The sequence below is a fragment of the Bacillus stercoris genome, from assembly GCF_029772985.1.
Lineage (GTDB): Bacteria > Bacillota > Bacilli > Bacillales > Bacillaceae > Bacillus > Bacillus stercoris.
The window spans coordinates 463,917-480,293 of record NZ_CP121861.1 but is presented as its reverse complement, the minus strand read 5'-3'; the positions used below and the strand labels follow the sequence as shown (position 1 = coordinate 480,293).

Sequence of the window (16,377 nt, the reverse complement as noted above, 5' to 3'; positions counted from 1 at the left end):
GATTAACCCGTGGTTCCACCCAAGTTCCCGACAAACACGATGTTGTCGGCTCGGTGCTGTAACGCAGCATAGACGGCATTGGATACTTCAGTTCCCCAATGCTGCTCAAAGGCGGTAAATGATACTCCTAAGCTGGGAAGCTCTCACCTTTCCTTCCCTCTCTGAAAACCGTAACTATCATTCATGTCCTTTTCATTGCATGTATTTAATTCATAAAAAAAAACACACCCATCCCTCTAAAAGGGACGAATGTGTTGATCATCCGTGGTTCCACCCAAATTCCCGATCAATTCAATTACACATGGTGATCGGCTTGAAGATGCTGTAACGCAGCATGACGGTATCAGATACTTGTTTTCCCCGATACGGCTCAAAGGCGGTAAGCTGCTTTCTCTGCGTTAGGAAGATTTCAGCTGTCCTTCCCTCTCTGGAAACCGTAAAAAGCATCTCATGTCCTTATCAGTGCCTGTTGTTTCAATAATTTTTTATATCTTACTATATATTCCCACAAAGCGCAATCAGTGATTTACATTTTTTCTGACGCGGCAGTCCCGTTATGGGCAGCCAGAAACAGCCATACAAGCAATGCAGCGAGGCTGTACGCCGCCCCCATCATCAAAAATGTAAACCCGGCACCGGCGTACCAAGTGGCGGACAGATGAATGATCACCCCGGTTATCGCTACGCCGACCAAAGCTCCGATTTGCCGGTTTGCATTTAACGCCGCACCGGCAATGTTCGCATGCCTTTGCCCGGCAGCCTGCATGATCACAGTTGTCATGGCAGGAACTGTAATACCGGTACAGAGGTTCATGACAGACATCAAAACCGCCAGCTGCCAATAAGGAAAATCCGGAGAAATCAGCACAAACAACAGCAATGCAATGATACAGCTGACCGCCATTGAGACAAACATAAGCTGCCCGGCTTCAAATCGATTCGCCAGACGGGCGAACAGCAGATTGCCGATCACGAAGACCGCCATCATCGGCAGCAGCTCAACTCCGGCCATGAAGGAGTTTGCGCCTCCTGCTTCCTGCAAAAAAAGACTCATCATAAACATGCCGCCAAAAAGAGCAAAATTCAGCAAAAACCCGATAAATTGGGCCGCTGAGAAACGGCCGTTTTTATATAAGGACGCCGGCAGGATGGGTGTTTTCGCAGAAATTTCCCGCAGCAAAAACAGCACAAATGTCAAAATCGCTGCAGTACATGCTAGAAGAATCACGGGCGAGCGCCAGCCCGCTGAAGGCCCCTGTATCAATGCATAGGAAAGAAAGCCGAGAGCCATCATGCCAAGCAGATGCCCGGTGATGTTCACGCGGCCGGTTTTTCCCGGGACGCGGCTGAGAATTCGGTAAGCTGAAATGAGCGCGGCAGCCCCCAACGGCACATTGATCAGAAAAATACTCTGCCAGCCTGCCAACTGTACCAGCATACCCCCAATAAAAGGCCCAAGGGCTGAAGCAGCAGAAACAAGCGCGGCCCACAGTCCAAACATTCTCGCCCGCGCCCGTTCATCAGGGTAAGAGGCAGCCAAAAGACTGAGTGAGCTTGGCATAAACAAGGCTGCGCCAATTCCCTGTATAAGACGTCCGGCAATCAGCATCTGCCCATTAAAGGATGCAGCGCATAGACAAGAGGCGAGAACAAAAACAGCTAAACCCAGGATATAGATCGCCTTCGATCCGAAACGGTCGGCCAAGGCTCCGCCCGCCAGCAGAAGTGACGCAAAAGTAAGAATGTACCCGTCCACAACCCACGTTACACCTGAAAGTGACATTGAAAGAGTGTTTTTCATATCCGCCATCGCCACATTCACAACGGTTACATCAAGAGTAGCCATGAGAAAACCCAGAGCGAGCACGATCAGTACAGATATTCCTGTTGATGAATCTGTTTTGTGTAAAGATCCGCTGTTTTTCATTGCAATTGCCCTTTCATTTGCTCGTTTATCCAATCATCTATTTTTTCAAGATCATACAATTCCCCTACTCTGTCCATGACATGCTGCAAGGACTCTTCTTTCATGAGATTGGCCCATTTATCCTCGATTTCCGCCATGACTGTCTCCAGCACACAGTTTTCACCCTCGAATACAGATTGCAGCAGACCTTTTCCCTGATACATCGAACCTCTGCCTTCGACCGCTTGATAAATATCATAAAGCGTAATGTCCGCCAAAGGCTTCGTTAGGGTAAAACCGCCCTTCGTCCCTGGCAAGGATTCTGCCAAACCTGCTTGAACCAATGTTCTCATCAGCTTCTTCAAATAAGACGGAGACACGCGCAATCGCTGGCTTATTGCCTCTGACGTCAAAGAAGCCTGTACAGGCAGCCGTGACAGTAAAAGCAACACAGAAACCGCCTGCTCCATCCCGGATTTCATTTTCATCATACACACTCCCGATTCATTATGGATAACTATTATCCACAATAGACCCCTTAGCGGCTTTTGTCAATAAAAAAAGCAAAAGAAACGGTTCATTTCTTTTGCTTGGTATCCTTAACAAATCTGCTTCAGTTCCTCTATGTATTGAAGCGCTTCGTCATATTCTTCATTTGTATATTTTTGCTTGCTTTTGATTGTAAAGACTTTTTCTTTCTTTTCCTCATCCTCAAGCCCGTCAAAGTAAAGGATCGTGGAAACCAGCTCTAAAAACCGTGATGAACGGCTGTTTACACTGTCGATATAGCCTTTCATATCCGGCATGTTCAGATCAGCATGGTCTAAAAATGCGGAGCCTGTCTCAGTAAGCGAATACCGGTATTGAAAGTAGCCGCCCTTTTTTTCCTTCACCTCATGCAGAAATCCAAGGTTGCATAGCTCTTCAATCTGGAGCGTCAGTTCCTCTGAATATGGTCCGTAAAAGTGAAAATCATATTTCTCATAGAAAGGAAACTGCATTTTCTTGGCGATATAAATCATTTTCTGCAGCTTCTTTCGCCCGATGATTTCTCCAGAATCCGAGAACACCTTCATCAGTTTTGCATGTTCTTTCAACAAATTCCCGACATCTCCTTTTTCCTTCTTTCCAATTTCTATGTCAGTCCCAGCAGCTGCCGGATTTTCATTTTCGCTTCCGGATGTTTAGAGCCGTCACAAATCAAGTCCTTTGGATAGTACAGCTTGTGGTCCGTCCGCCGTTTACCGGAGATGGATTCCACAATAGCCGACTGCCTGGACAGCTCTTTAATTTGGCCGTTTTGCGTCAAGAGATGGATCGGCAGACGCTCCTCTTCCTCTCCCGGCCGGTAAAAATCGTATGGCAGATCTGAAGAAGAATCAACGACCAAATAATAGCTCGGATCGATCCCCGCCTCTTTGAACAATGACGTCAGCTCAAAATAAGCCGACATTTCTTCATTCGGATTGAATTCAACGTATTGGAACAGCTGGCGGTTAATGAATCTGCGGCACAAGTCGGATAAAATCGCGTCTTCTTCATCCTCCCAGGCCTGGAAGTAATACAAAATAATAGATTCATCCAGCTTTACATAATCCTCCAGTGTCAATTTCCCCTCAAAAATAGAATAAAAATGAACCGGAGCGTGAGTGAAGACATAGCCTTCATCATGCAGCTGCTTCGCCCTGTGAAGAATCTTCGTTAAAATGACCTCTGCACTTCTGGTCACAGGATGGAAGTAGACCTGCCAGTACATTTGGTAACGGCTCATGATATAGTCTTCGACAGCGTGCATTCCGCTTTCTTTAATGACGATCTGATCCTCGCGCGGCCGCATCACCCGAAGAATCCGCTCCATATCAAAATGGCCGTAGCTGACGCCCGTATAATAGGCGTCACGCTGCAGGTAATCCATCCGGTCTGCGTCAATTTGACTCGAAATGAGGCTGACCACTTGCTTGTTTTTATATGTTTTGGCAATGACTTCAGCAACATCCTGGGGGAAATCCGGGCTCACCTTTCTGAGCACCTGGTTAACCTCCGTGTCTCCCAAAATGATACCTCTTGTAAAATCTTCGTGGTCAAGGTGAAAGACCTTTTCAAATGAATGCGAGAACGGCCCGTGCCCGAGATCATGAAGCAGCGCCGCGGCCAAACAGAGTTCGCGCTCACTGTCATCCCATTCAGCGCGGCCTTTAAAGACGTCATCAACCATTCTCCTGACAATTTCATAGACACCGAGAGAATGGTTGAACCGGCTGTGCTCAGCCCCATGGAACGTCAAATAGGTCGTGCCGAGCTGCTTAATTCTGCGGAGACGCTGAAATTCACGGGTTCCGATCAAATCCCATATCAGCTTGTCCCGAACATGAACATAGCGGTGCACCGGATCTTTAAACACTTTTTCTTCTGATAATTTTCCATTTGGATACGCCATCGTCATTCCCTCTTTTTTTTAGCCGTGTTTCTATTATATCGACTCTATTCTTTGAAAACATCCTTGAATTTGCCCGGCGATTTGTTCCATCTTCATGAAAAACACATCTTGTGAAGCAAAAAAGCCTGACCTGAGGGCCGAGGCTAAGAAAAAATATGTTTTTACTTTTTTATTTTCTTTTTTACTTTGTCAATCAGCTCATCCTCTGTCGGAGCTGACAGCGGGCGATTGTTCACAAAAGCAAATGATTTTTTCCGTCCGGGCCCGCAATAAGATTGGCATCCTACCTCAACCTTTGCGTCCGGGTCCACTTCTTTCAAACGCGGCAGCAATGTTTTGATATTAGTGGCTTGGCAATCATCACACACTCGAAATTCATTAGCCATGACGTACGCTTCCCTTCATTTCTATGTTCATCTATGTGAATAACCTAAAATCACGTTTCAAAAAAATCACATCACTCTTCATTTTACAAGGATTCGACTGTTCCTGCAAGCCGCTCCATCCTTCGTATCTCCTATTCTTTCAGCCAATTTGTATAAATATTTTCCAACCTGGACATTCTAATACCATGAAAAGAAAAATGGGAGTTGAGATAAATGACAAAACAACGACAAGACGCTTGGTCAGAGGAAAACGATCTGCTTTTAGCTGAAACAGTGCTTCGGCATGTGAGAGAGGGCAGCACTCAATTGAATGCATTTGAAGAAGTCGGCGATAAATTAAACCGGACATCCGCAGCCTGCGGATTCAGATGGAACGCGGTGGTCCGCCATCAATATGAAAAAGCGCTTCAGCTTGCGAAGAAACAGCGAAAACAGCGGATGAGAGCGCTTGGAAAAGGGCAGCCTGCGAAAAAAAGACTATTATATCAGCCTCCTGCCGTTGATCCTGAAATCATTCAAGAAACCGCTGCAGAGGAACCAGTCAAAACGGATGCACCATCTGCCGAAAATGAGCAGCAGCCTTTAATGTCTGGCGAACATATGCCTTTTGTTGATGAAAGCTTTAAGGAAGAGTTAGCTAGTCTATCACACTTATTGTCTCCTCAAACGCCTGCAGCTGCGCCTGAGATGACGATGAATGATGTGATCCGCTTCCTGCAGAATTACGAAGGCAATAACGAGCAATCATCAGCATTAAAAATGGAAAATGAACGTTTAAAGAAAGAAAACCAGGAGTTGCAAAGCAAGACGGAGCAGCTTGAGGCAGAAGTTCAAAAGCTTGAAAAAGATCAAAAAACGATCCAAGAAGATTATGAAACCTTGGTGAGAATTATGAACAGAGCCAGAAAGCTAGTTTTATTTGAAGAAGATGAACATGCCTCTCCGTCCTTCAAAATGGACAGGAACGGCAATTTAGAAAAGTTAGCGGAATAACAAAGTGAAATCCCAAAACGAGCGGCTGTTTTGGGATTTTCGCCATGTGCAAAATCCCCTTTTCTATTGAGAAAAAAGGATTTCCTCATTTTGCAGCCGGATCAGCTATTCTTGTAAAATGAGGCCAAGCTTATGTGAATCTATTAAGACATGTGAGCTGCCTCGGCCGTTTTATGTTTCCGAGGCGCAGCAGAAATGACCAAAAGCCCCAGCATCATAAGTGCAATGCCAATCCACGAGGAAGGCGAAAGCATTTCTCCTATGAAAAACACGCCAAGCAATGAAGCAGTCAGAGGTTCGGCTAAAGACAGCGTGACCGCCGCCGAGGCCGGAACCCCGGTAAGCCCTTTCGCAAACAAAAAATATGCGGCGCATGTTGCAATTAACCCGATGTAAAGGCTCGTTCCCAGTCCTCTAGGGGTCAATATCCACGAGATATCTGACTGCCATAGTAGCGGCGTCAGCAAGATGGCGCTGATCATAAAGACAACGGCGGAAGTCGCTCGCGGAGGTTGGGTTTTCATCATCGCTTTACTGATGAGCGTATAGCCCGCAAAAGAAGCACCTGCTCCAAGTGCCATAAGAACACCACCCACATCAATCCGAACATTGGAACTGTCGGAAAACAGAAGCCAGCAGCCCGCTAAAGCCAGCACGGTCGCAATCCACCAGGAGTTTCGCGGGCGTTTCTTCAATACGGCCCACTCAAGGCTCCCGGCAATGATAGGCGCACTGCCGATAGCAATCACAGTTCCCACCGCAATTCCCGTTTCTTTAACAGCTGTGAAAAACAGCGGCTGGTAACACGCCATACAAACAGCGGCTAAACATATGAGCGGCCATGACCAATTTTTCACGTGAAGCTCCCGGCTGATCCAAACCGCAAGCAGCATGGCGCTTCCTCCTATTAATAACCTGAACGCTCCAAATGCCAGCGGTGTGGCGCTTTCTGGAGCCAACGCCTGAACGGTTCCCGTGGTCCCCCAGAAAAAAGCCGCAATCAATACAAAAAGGCTGTAAATATTCCCTTTCATCTGCCTCTCCCCTTTAATATGGATGCTGATGTCATTTTATCGTTTTTCTATTTGTCACGGTTATCTGTATGTAAGAAGGATTTATCTGAAAATAAGATCTTTGGGGGTAAAATGCCGCTTGAGATAAAAAATGCATGCCGGCATATACAGCCGGCATGCGAAGAACGTTCACCCAAATACCTTTGCATTCCGTTCAGCCATCCGGACGAGGTTTTTCTCAAATTCCATTTCCTCGTCAATGGACAGGCCCGCTGCGTATAAATGGGTGCTTAACGCTTTTAGTTCTGTCAGTAAAGCGAACATTAAGTCTTGTACGGAGATGTCTGTTTGCAGAAGCTCACTTAAGGACGCCATCGTTTCCGGACGTATTTCCGGATAGACGCCTTTTTTATCATTTTCTTTATCCTTCAGCGCCGCTAGGTAAAATCGTCTGATCAAGTCGGCCCTTTCACTGCCGCTTTTACCCGCGCAGAGATAAATTTGAACAGCGACTCCGCCGCGAACGCGTCTCTGGGAGATGCCGGCGAACTTTTTGCCATTTATGCTGAGGTCATAGCTGCCGGGACAATAAGACCCTTCAATTTCATAGGCTTCGATCTTTGCGTTGTACGGTTTCAGCATTCGTCTCATCAGCTCAACCATCGCTTCATATCCTTTGTCTATATCGATGCCTTTCTTTTCGTCCTCGAAGATGAGAGAGATATTTAAAACACCTTCATCCAATACGACAGCAAGACCGCCGGAATTGCGTACGATCACACGGTATCCTTCACTCTCCAGCAAGGAAATGCCCTCCTGCAAAAATGGGAGGCGTGTATCCTGTATCCCGAGGACAATCGTATCGTGGTGCACCCATGAGCGCGCTGTCGCCGGCGACACGCCTTTTCCGACAGACATGCACAGCGTATCATCCATTGCGAAGGATTGCTTCGCATCAAATAAAGGGCCGAGACTGGATTGGTCAATGACTCTCCATTTCGGCTGCATCAGTAAATCAATCGGTTGGTTTGCCATCTATGTAAAACCCTTTCATGTTAGGCTTATGAACAAAAACTATTATATCATTTCAGTCGCTGCGATTGATAATTGCTTTTCAGCATCGTAATAAAAATTTCTTTGTTTTTGGTATTCTCCATGAGAGGAGAATGGATGTAAGACAGCTTGCGCTTTAACGAGAAATCTTTAATATGCAGAATTGAAATGTCGCGGTGAATCAAATCCTTATGGAGCACGCTTCTGGATAGAACCGAGAGTCCCATGCCGCTGATCACCGCTTCCTTTACACCTTGGTTGCTGCTGATGGTGAACATTGATTTCGGCCGAAGTCCATTTGAACTGAGCACATGATCGAGAAATTCTCTCGTCCCGGAGCCTTTCTCTCTTGTCACCCACGCTTCGTTTTGCAAGTCGCTGATTGAAATATCTCTTCGTCCGGCCAGCGGGTGCTGATTTGGAGCGGCAATGCACATTTCGTCCTCCATGAACGGCTCAATTTCCAGCTCATTCTCGTTTGTATGTCCTTCGATCAGCCCGATATCAGCCTGAAGCATCCGCACACGCTCGCTGACCTCCTCTGTATTGCCAATCATGACATCGAGATTCAGCTCTGGATACAGCTTTTGCAGCTGGGCCAATAGCGGCGGAAGAATATACTCTCCGATTGTAAAGCTTGCAGCGATTTTCAATTCACCCTTCACATAGTGATGATGCGCATAGATTTCAGCCTTGGCTTGTTCGTAGAGAAACACCATTTGCTTTGCTCTTTGATATAAAATGTCTCCTGTCGGCGTTGTCGTAAAGTGTTTTGGCGACCTGTTCAGAAGAGCCGTTTGAAATTCTTTCTCAAGATTTTTGATATGCAGACTGACGCTGGGCTGGGAGATCATCAGCTTTTCCGCCGCTTTTGTGAAGTTTTTTTCTTCTACCACCGCTATAAATGTTTTCAGCACGTCGTAATACAAAAACCCCACCCCTGTCATTAATGAAATATATGGTTATGATTAGTTTTCTTTATTGTACTCATATCATCCGTCTTGGTAAAGAAGGCTATACGGAAGCGCAAAAAAGGCAGCCCTCAGTCGAGAGCTGCCATCGTCTTCATTTTTATTACAGTGCTTGCACCGCTGTAATTAATGCGAGATTGTAAACATCTTCAGCGTTACATCCTCTTGAAAGGTCGTTCACAGGCATATTTAAGCCTTGCAGGATTGGTCCTACCGCTTCAAAGTTGCCCAATCGCTGAGCGATTTTATAGCCGATGTTTCCCGCTTCAAGACTTGGGAATACGAATACGTTAGCGTCCCCTTTGATCTCGGAATCCGGCGCTTTTTTCTCAGCTACAGATGGAACAAATGCGGCATCAAATTGGAATTCGCCGTCAAGTGTCAGTTCAGGCGCTTTTTCTTTCGCGATTTTCACAGCATCCGCTACTTTTTCTGTTTCATCAGATTTTGCTGAGCCTTTTGTAGAGAAGCTGAGCATTGCCACGCGAGGCTCAATGTCGAACATTTTTGCCGTGTTGGCACTTTCAATCGCAATCTCGGCAAGATCTTGGCTGTCAGGCGCAATGTTGATCGCGCAATCTGCGAATACGTATTGCTCTTCTCCGCGAGCCATGATGAACACGCCGGAAGTCTTTTTCACGCCTTCTTTTGTTTTGATGATTTGAAGAGCCGGGCGGACAGTGTCAGCAGTTGAGTGAGCCGCTCCGCTTACGAGTCCGTCTGCAAGGCCTTTATACACCAGCATTGTACCGAAGTAGTTCTCGTCTAATAACGCTTTACGAGCCTGTTCTTCTGTCGCTTTGCCTTTGCGGCGTTCTACGAATGCTTGTACAAGGTCTTCCATGCCTTCATATGTATGAGGATCATAAATCTTAACGCCGTCCAGCGTAAGATTCAATTCTTTTGCTTTTGCTTGGATCTCATTTTCATTGCCGATCACAATCGGATTCAGCACTTTGTTTCCTGCAAGCTTGCTGACCGCTTCTAAAATACGCTCGTCTAAGCCTTCAGGAAATACAATTTTAACGTCTTTTCCAGCTACCTTTTCTTGCACTGTTGAAAATAAATCTGCCACAATAAAACCTCCTCAAAAAGTTACAAAAACGCTTTCTTTTACTAGCATACTCTTCTTCCAATCAAATTCAAACAGCCAACTTTCATTATAGCGCTTTCATAAAAAAATCTTATTTTTCTAACTAATTTAAGTGACTCACTCTTCCCCTTATAGGTTCTTCTATTTTGATGGAGTTATACGGAAGGGATGTTCAAGGTTTCTCCACAGTAGAATCGGATAAACTATGGTATAGTGAAGGCAATCATGAAAAGATAATAGGAGTGAAGATAAATGAGTGAACAGCAAATGACAAACGAAGCGGCAAAAACGCTTGACGGCTGGTATGCGCTTCATGATTTCCGCACAATGGACTGGACATCCTGGAAGCTGCTGTCCAGTGATGAGCGCCAATCTATCATACACGAATTCACCGGGTTGCTTGAAAAATGGGGCGTAGCTCAAAAAGAAGGAAAAGGATCGCAAACTCTTTACAGCATCGTCGGCCAAAAAGCTGATTTTATGCTGATGATCCTTCGTCCTACAATGGAAGAATTAAATCAAATCGAGCTTGAATTCAACAAATCAAGACTTGCTGAGTTCACCATTCCGGCATACTCCTACGTATCAGTGGTAGAGCTTAGCAACTACTTGGCAAGCGGTGACGGTGATCCTTACGAAAATCCGCATGTGCGCGCGCGCCTTTACCCTGAACTGCCGGAGTCTAAATATGTATGCTTCTATCCAATGGATAAAAGAAGATCCGGCAATGACAACTGGTACATGCTTTCTATGGAAGAACGCAGAAACTTGATGAGAAGCCATGGCTTAATCGGCCGCAGCTATGCGGGGAAAGTCAAACAGATCATCACTGGCTCTGTCGGCTTTGACGACTACGAGTGGGGCGTTACATTATTCAGCGATGATGTCCTTCAATTCAAGAAGCTTGTGTATGAAATGCGTTTTGACGAAGTCAGCGCCCGTTATGGTGAATTCGGTTCATTCTTTGTCGGCAATCACCTTTCGCTTGATACACTTCCTCAATTCCTATATGTATAATATCCCCTCCCGCCCTATCCGGCGGGAGTTTTTCAATCCACCTTTATCAGAATTTAAATAAAATTTGCTATTTTCTCCGTTTTTTCTTACGATGTAGGTAATAATCCAATTTTTTCAAAGGGGTGCAGTGATTTGTCAAAACGAACCGCATTTGTTATGGGAGCCAGTCAAGGGATCGGGAAAGCAATCGCTCTGAAATTAGTAGACCAGCATTTTTCCCTCGTCATTAATTCACGAAATTTGGATAATATTGAATCTGTCAAAGAAGATATTTTGGCCAAGCATCCTGAGGCGAGCGTCATTGTCCTTGCGGGGGATATGTCTGACCAGCATACGAGAGCGGGCATTTTTCAGGAAATCGATTCTCAATGCGGACGGCTTGATGTTCTGATTAATAATATACCGGGCGGCGCGCCTGACACATTTGATAACTGCAATATAGAGGATATGACAGCCACTTTCACACAAAAGACCGTTGCCTATATTGACGCTATCAAGCGTGCTTCCTCACTGATGAAACAAAATGAGTTTGGCAGAATCATCAACATTGTCGGAAATCTGTGGAAAGAACCCGGGGCCAACATGTTCACAAACAGTATGATGAATGCCGCTTTAATTAACGCCAGTAAAAACATTTCCATCCAGCTTGCTCCTCACAACATTACAGTCAACTGCCTGAACCCTGGTTTTATCGCTACGGACCGTTATCATCAATTTGTGGAAAATGTGATGAAAAAAAACAGCATATCCAAACAGGAAGCAGTGGAACAGATCGCTTCCGGGATTCCGATGAAACGGGTCGGATCAGCCGAAGAAACCGCAGCGCTCGCCGCGTTTCTTGCCTCTGAGGAAGCCTCCTACATCACAGGACAGCAAATTTCCGCTGATGGCGGCAGCATGAAAAGCATATAAAAAACATCCCGCTTTTTAGCGGGATGTTTCTTGTAATGACCCGAACGGCAGGTTCAGTTTTTGAATCCGCATGACAAATTCCCGCAGATCCTCTTGCTTCGACACCATTGAGATTCTGACATGCCTTTTTCCGTTGCTTCCGAAAATTTCGCCCGGTGTGACTACGACATGGGCATGCTCCAGCAAGTAATCGGAAAATTGGTGAGATGTCTCAAACGTATTCGGAATTTCAGCCCATACGTAAAAGGTTCCTTTTGGCTTCTCCATCTTCCAGCCCAATTCCTTTTCGCAAAGCGCCGTAAAAAAGTCAATTCGTTCTTTATAAATTCGTTTCAGCGATTCCGTTTGCTCCGGATCTCCGGAAAGCGCCGCACTCGCCGCCTGCTGCAGCCCGCCGAACATGCCGACAAATACATGATCCTGAAATTCATTGACGGCCTGAATGATCTTTTCATTCCCAACCGCAAACGCCATTCTCCAGCCTGCCATATTAAATGTTTTTGAAAATGAATAAAGCTCTGCTCCGACAGCCTTGGCATCCTCTGCCTCAAGAAAGCTGGCCGGTTTTTGATCGAATTCAAACGCCCCGTATGCAAAGTCATGAATCAAATGGATATGATGCTCTTTCGCAAAAGCAGCCGCTTTTGCATAAAAAGCCGCATCAGCCACAGCTCCAGTGGGGTTGTTCGGATAGTTTAAAAACATAAGCTTCGCTTTTTCCAGCACGGCTGGATCAATCTTTTCAAAATCCGGCAGATAGCCATTTTCTTCATACAGCGGCATTTCGTAAAGCTCAGCTCGCGCCATCGTAATCCCTGATAAATATTCAGGGTAGCCTGGATTCGGGACTAAAGCGATGTCTCCCGGATTGAGCAGGCATTGTGTCAGCACATACAAACCGGCTTTCCCGCCTCCGAAAAGGGCGACCTCCGTTTCAGGATTGATTGTCACGCCGTATTCTCTTTTATAGAAAGCAGCGATTGCTTCCTTCAAAAAAGGATAACCTCTGAATGGGCCGTATCCATGAAACGAAGGATTCAGAGACGCCTCCCGCAAAGCCTCGACGATATGCGGCGGAGTGGGAAGGTCAGGGTTTCCTTGTCCGAGATTAATGATGTGGGCCCCCGTTTTTTCCAATTCCTTTACCTTTTGAAAAACGAGAGAAAACTCCTGCCTTGGAAGTGTCTTGATGACATCGGACGGTGTTATTTCCATCTAAAAGACTCCTTTTTGCTCCGTTTTATTATCCCGTTCCAAAAACGATTTGTTAACAAGCTTCGTATGCAGAAACAATCCGCATACAATCACAACAATCAGCCCCATAATGACCGGAGCGCTGAAGACGTTGATTAACATTGAACCAACAGAAATGCATAATCCGATAGACGCTTCGGCTACTGAAAAAATGCGCCCTTGAATCTGGTTTGCCGCATTCTCCTGAACCTTCACCTTTGCAAGCACTTCCCCGTATTCCATCGCGATGAAAAAGAGGATCGCCGCAATGATAGAAACAGCGAATATCGGCGTGAATAAAAACAGCGCCAGCGAAACAATCGATAAAACGGTAAAGTACGTCAGGCCTCTATTGTTGTTAAAGCCCCATTTGCTGACAAGCGCCGCCCCGATAAAGCCGCCGAAGCCGATGCAGAATGTGAGGATAAAGTTGCCGATTTCCCCATCACCAAGAAAGCGGCTGACAATCGGAAAATAGCTGTACACAATTCCCCACAGCATAGCCATTGTAATCATCGTAAACATGGCGTTTAATACGAATGCATTGCTTTTGATTTCCTTGAGTCCTTCTTTAAAAGACTGAAAGGCCTCTTTGATGTTTTCAGATTGAATCGGCACAAATTGCAGTTTGATACGGCTGATAAAAAATGCCGAAATCAGGTATGTCACACCGTTAAAGGCCACAGCCAGCTCCACAGATCCGCCTAACAGAAAGAGCCCTCCGGCAGCCGCCCCGACGATAATGGAGATGGTTGTCGCTTTTGCAAATAACGTGTTGATGCTTTTAATATCTGATTCCAAGGACGACATGACAGCAAGACGGGCCGGATTAAAAAACACGCCGCTTCCATAAGAAATAAACAGCAGAGCCAGAAAAATGAGGGGATACTCGCCTTTTGGAAGAAATGTGAGCCCCAAAAAAATGATGCCTCTGATGATATCCGTCCACAGCATGATCTTAATTCTGTCTAACCGGTCGACCAGAACCCCCAAAAACGGCTGGAACACCATCGGAATGCTTCTGACCACGATGACCCCGGACGTCACCCAGTAATCGTGATAATATGTAGACAAAATGAGCAGGGCTGGGAGAACACAATAGTCTCCCATAAACGACAGCGCCTGCCCGTAAAGCAAGTACTTAGAGTTTGGCTTCAGCTGTTTCATACTGGCAGCACATACTTTGCCGTCAGCTTTGCATGCTGCTGAATTTGTCTGATTGATTCAGCCACATCCTGTGAATTGCTCCCTTTCAGTTCAAATGCAGCGATGGAGTTGAAAGCTTCGAACAGTGTCAAATCAACTGAAGTTCCTGGTGCTGCGGCCGAAAAAGAAACGATTTCAGTATCCCCTTTTAAAAGCCCGTCAGGCAGATCGATCGCTTCAATGACCAAATCCTCAGCGGTTTCTGGAATCTGGCCATTTTGTTTGAAATGCTGCGGGTACAAATGGCAGTCGGCAACATAGTATGGCTCTTGATCCAATAATCCGTCAGGCAGATCGGCGTCTTTTCCGAAACAAAGGACATCTAATAATAATTGCGCCATATCAAGGCCGAAAACCTTTTTAATATTAGGGATCATATTCCAGCCAGCGAATCTGGCTGCCGATTCAATTAAACCCGGTTCTCTGTTTTTCATTAGCTTGATCTCTGTATGTGTTGCGCAATTTTGCAGGCCAAGACCTTCATTTGCCTTTTTGGCGGCTTCGACAATTTTCTTTTTCGCCTCTTCATCCAGAATGGACGGCGTAATGTGGGATGTTTCTGTAAATCCGATTTGCGGCGTTTTGTCATGAATGGCGATCGGGAAATACTCACCGTCGGCCATGATGCCTTCGATGCTGATATAGTCGGAGTACCCCTCTGTTTGATACCAGTCTCCATACTCACCCTGTAAAAATTCTTCAGCGATAAACGGCGCTTCAAACGTAACCGCCTTTGGCACGTTAATCGACTTCAGATAGTCATTGACTCTATTAAATTCTGCTTCTGCCGTCTCAGTGTCCGTAATCAGCGTGACGCCGATTGAACTCGCTAAGTATGTAGGCTTTAAAATAAGAGGTGTGCCGATCTCTTCAAGTGCGGCACGGAAATCCTCAAGAGTTGTGACACGTTTGTTTTTGATTGATTTGACGCCAGCCTTATTAAAAGCGTCTCTCATTTTATTTTTATCTCTGGCATTTTCGGCTGCCTGGACGCCGGCACCTCTCAGGCCCAGACGTTCACAGGCTTTCGCCATCGGGGCAATGAATAATTCATTGTTTGTTGTGATGGCATCCACCCCAAACATTTCGGCAACCTTGACGATTTGCTCGACAACCTCTTCTTCAGGCTTGTCATGGTCCTCATGCGCCCAGTAAATAGAATCAGGATGCTCAAAATCAGCTAAACTCTTAAAATAGTCTTTATCTTTTATGACCGCGACCGAGTATTTTTCAATCAATGCTGCGTGGGAGGCTGTAATTGCAAAAGGCCTTGGAATAAAGCTGACCAGGTTATATTTTTCAGCAGCGCTTTTATAAAACATGTGCGGCGGGCAGCCTCCAAGATCAGCAATGACCAATACTGTTTTTCTCTCCATATGTAAACACTCCTTCTCTATTGTGCGGTGTATCCTCCGTCTGCGGTGATGGCGCTTCCGGTCATATAGCTTGATAAATCCGAGGCTAAAAACAGCATCACATTTGCGATTTCTCCGGGTTTCCCCAGCCTCAGCAGCGGATTTACCTTTGCCTTTTCTTTTTTGATCTCTTCAAGTGTGCCTTCATTATTTTCAAGGAATGATTTTTCATTCAGCGGTGTGTCGATAATCCCTGGACATACGCAGTTCACGCGAATTTGATGCTTCGCATAATCAACGGCCATTGATTTAGTCAGCTGCAAAACGCCGCCTTTGCTGGCATTATAGGCAGGAATATCAGGCCATGCCACGAGTCCGCCGACTGAGCATGTATTAATGATGTTGCCCTTGCCGGCAGCCAGCATATGCTTGAGTGCGTGTTTGCTCATTAAAAACGTGCCGGTCAAATTGACTTGCAGCACCTTGTTCCAATCGCTGAGCTCCATCTCGTGAATGGGCGCCACGATTTCGATGCCTGCATTATTAATCAATACATCCAGCCCGCCAAATGTATCGACCGCCGATTCAACAGCGTGCTGACAGGCAGCTTCGTCTGTAATGTCCGTTTGCACAAAGTGCAGCCTGTCATTATTTTCTTTCCGGACCATTGCTTCTCCCTGCTTCTCGTCAATATCCGCCACAACCACATTGGCCTGCTGGTTCAAAAAAGCCTGAACCGCCGCATAACCAATCCCTGATGCGCCTCCTGTTATGAGGACGGTTTTATCGGTGAGGTTCATGA

At 46.0% G+C, this 16,377-nt stretch carries 16 protein-coding genes and 2 other annotated features (1 of these 18 cut by a window edge); of the genes, 3 read left to right on the top strand and 13 right to left on the bottom strand.

Going from position 1 to position 16,377, the window contains the following annotated elements:
• Positions 1–205, bottom strand: a binding site (T-box leader); it reaches 17 nt to the left of the window's first position.
• Between the two features lie 33 nt (positions 206–238).
• Positions 239–472, bottom strand: a binding site (T-box leader).
• A gap of 54 nt (positions 473–526) precedes the next feature.
• From QA442_RS02505 to QA442_RS02485, 5 genes are all read right to left on the bottom strand, one after another.
• Positions 527–1,927, bottom strand: a complete 1,401-nt coding sequence (locus tag QA442_RS02505; protein WP_095431141.1) for an MFS transporter — start codon at positions 1,925–1,927, stop codon at positions 527–529.
• A complete protein-coding gene (locus QA442_RS02500) occupies positions 1,924–2,394 on the bottom strand; it encodes an Rrf2 family transcriptional regulator (RefSeq protein ID WP_095431140.1) in 471 nt (156 codons plus the stop codon). The genes QA442_RS02505 and QA442_RS02500 overlap by 4 nt, the downstream gene beginning before the upstream one ends.
• Before the next feature lie 111 nt (positions 2,395–2,505).
• Positions 2,506–3,006 (bottom strand): YwgA family protein, encoded by a 501-nt coding sequence (locus QA442_RS02495; RefSeq protein WP_040081509.1) that lies wholly within the window; start codon positions 3,004–3,006, stop codon positions 2,506–2,508.
• A 35-nt stretch (positions 3,007–3,041) separates the two neighbouring features.
• Positions 3,042–4,343 carry an HD domain-containing protein gene (locus tag QA442_RS02490; protein WP_095431139.1) on the bottom strand — a complete coding sequence of 434 codons (1,302 nt, stop codon included), beginning with the start codon at positions 4,341–4,343 and terminating at the stop codon, positions 3,042–3,044.
• A gap of 161 nt (positions 4,344–4,504) precedes the next feature.
• Complete coding sequence (locus QA442_RS02485) at positions 4,505–4,729, bottom strand: YuzB family protein (protein ID WP_003222050.1); 225 nt, start codon at positions 4,727–4,729, stop codon at positions 4,505–4,507.
• A gap of 213 nt (positions 4,730–4,942) precedes the next feature.
• Here QA442_RS02485 and rsfA point away from each other — a divergent pair, with 213 nt between their 5' ends.
• Entirely contained in the window at positions 4,943–5,722 is a 780-nt protein-coding gene (rsfA, locus tag QA442_RS02480; RefSeq protein WP_071581886.1) for a prespore-specific transcription regulator RsfA, read from the top strand.
• A gap of 143 nt (positions 5,723–5,865) precedes the next feature.
• On the opposite strand, the gene QA442_RS02475 is transcribed toward rsfA, so the two are convergent.
• The 4 genes from QA442_RS02475 to pta form a co-directional block, all read right to left on the bottom strand.
• Positions 5,866–6,756: a carboxylate/amino acid/amine transporter gene (locus QA442_RS02475; protein ID WP_071581885.1), complete on the bottom strand. Its 891-nt coding sequence runs from the start codon at positions 6,754–6,756 to the stop codon at positions 5,866–5,868.
• A 168-nt stretch (positions 6,757–6,924) separates the two neighbouring features.
• Positions 6,925–7,770: an octanoyl-[GcvH]:protein N-octanoyltransferase gene (ywfL, locus tag QA442_RS02470; protein WP_095431138.1), complete on the bottom strand. Its 846-nt coding sequence runs from the start codon at positions 7,768–7,770 to the stop codon at positions 6,925–6,927.
• Between the two features lie 47 nt (positions 7,771–7,817).
• Positions 7,818–8,717 carry a cysJI operon transcriptional regulator CysL gene (gene cysL, locus QA442_RS02465; protein WP_014665792.1) on the bottom strand — a complete coding sequence of 300 codons (900 nt, stop codon included), beginning with the start codon at positions 8,715–8,717 and terminating at the stop codon, positions 7,818–7,820.
• Positions 8,718–8,862: 145 nt separating this feature from the next.
• On the bottom strand, positions 8,863–9,834 hold the full coding sequence (pta, locus tag QA442_RS02460; RefSeq protein ID WP_014665793.1) for a phosphate acetyltransferase: 972 nt from the start codon (positions 9,832–9,834) through the stop codon (positions 8,863–8,865).
• Positions 9,835–10,104: 270 nt separating this feature from the next.
• On the opposite strand from pta, the gene hemQ reads away from it, so the two are divergent.
• Together hemQ and bacG are read left to right on the top strand one after the other, a co-directional pair.
• Positions 10,105–10,869 carry a hydrogen peroxide-dependent heme synthase gene (gene hemQ, locus QA442_RS02455; protein WP_003227507.1) on the top strand — a complete coding sequence of 255 codons (765 nt, stop codon included), beginning with the start codon at positions 10,105–10,107 and terminating at the stop codon, positions 10,867–10,869.
• Between the two features lie 132 nt (positions 10,870–11,001).
• The gene (gene bacG, locus QA442_RS02450) at positions 11,002–11,781 is read left to right on the top strand and encodes an NADPH-dependent reductase BacG (RefSeq protein WP_095431137.1); all 780 of its coding nucleotides are present in this window, start codon (positions 11,002–11,004) and stop codon (positions 11,779–11,781) included.
• A 15-nt stretch (positions 11,782–11,796) separates the two neighbouring features.
• On the opposite strand, the gene bacF is transcribed toward bacG, so the two are convergent.
• The 4 genes from bacF to bacC are packed head-to-tail and all read right to left on the bottom strand — an operon-like array spanning position 11,797 to position 16,375.
• Entirely contained in the window at positions 11,797–12,996 is a 1,200-nt protein-coding gene (gene bacF, locus QA442_RS02445) for a transaminase BacF (protein WP_069838485.1), read from the bottom strand.
• Entirely contained in the window at positions 12,997–14,181 is a 1,185-nt protein-coding gene (gene bacE, locus QA442_RS02440; RefSeq protein ID WP_095431136.1) for a bacilysin exporter BacE, read from the bottom strand.
• Complete coding sequence (bacD, locus tag QA442_RS02435) at positions 14,178–15,596, bottom strand: alanine--anticapsin ligase (RefSeq protein ID WP_071581879.1); 1,419 nt, start codon at positions 15,594–15,596, stop codon at positions 14,178–14,180. Before bacD ends, bacE begins: the two co-directional genes overlap by 4 nt.
• 17 nt (positions 15,597–15,613) lie before the next feature.
• Positions 15,614–16,375, bottom strand: a complete 762-nt coding sequence (gene bacC, locus QA442_RS02430) for a dihydroanticapsin 7-dehydrogenase (protein WP_141237705.1) — start codon at positions 16,373–16,375, stop codon at positions 15,614–15,616.
• Between the last annotated feature and the right edge of the window lie 2 nt (positions 16,376–16,377).

Coding starts and splice junctions, on each gene's coding strand:
- QA442_RS02505 (WP_095431141.1), bottom strand. CDS start 1,927: ATGAAAAACAGCGGATCTTTACACAAAACAGATTCATCAACAGGAATA.
- QA442_RS02500 (WP_095431140.1), bottom strand. CDS start 2,394: ATGAAAATGAAATCCGGGATGGAGCAGGCGGTTTCTGTGTTGCTTTTA.
- QA442_RS02490 (WP_095431139.1), bottom strand. CDS start 4,343: ATGGCGTATCCAAATGGAAAATTATCAGAAGAAAAAGTGTTTAAAGAT.
- QA442_RS02485 (WP_003222050.1), bottom strand. CDS start 4,729: ATGGCTAATGAATTTCGAGTGTGTGATGATTGCCAAGCCACTAATATC.
- rsfA (WP_071581886.1), top strand. CDS start 4,943: ATGACAAAACAACGACAAGACGCTTGGTCAGAGGAAAACGATCTGCTT.
- QA442_RS02475 (WP_071581885.1), bottom strand. CDS start 6,756: ATGAAAGGGAATATTTACAGCCTTTTTGTATTGATTGCGGCTTTTTTC.
- ywfL (WP_095431138.1), bottom strand. CDS start 7,770: ATGGCAAACCAACCGATTGATTTACTGATGCAGCCGAAATGGAGAGTC.
- hemQ (WP_003227507.1), top strand. CDS start 10,105: ATGAGTGAACAGCAAATGACAAACGAAGCGGCAAAAACGCTTGACGGC.
- bacF (WP_069838485.1), bottom strand. CDS start 12,996: ATGGAAATAACACCGTCCGATGTCATCAAGACACTTCCAAGGCAGGAG.
- bacE (WP_095431136.1), bottom strand. CDS start 14,181: ATGAAACAGCTGAAGCCAAACTCTAAGTACTTGCTTTACGGGCAGGCG.
- bacD (WP_071581879.1), bottom strand. CDS start 15,596: ATGGAGAGAAAAACAGTATTGGTCATTGCTGATCTTGGAGGCTGCCCG.
- bacC (WP_141237705.1), bottom strand. CDS start 16,375: ATGAACCTCACCGATAAAACCGTCCTCATAACAGGAGGCGCATCAGGG.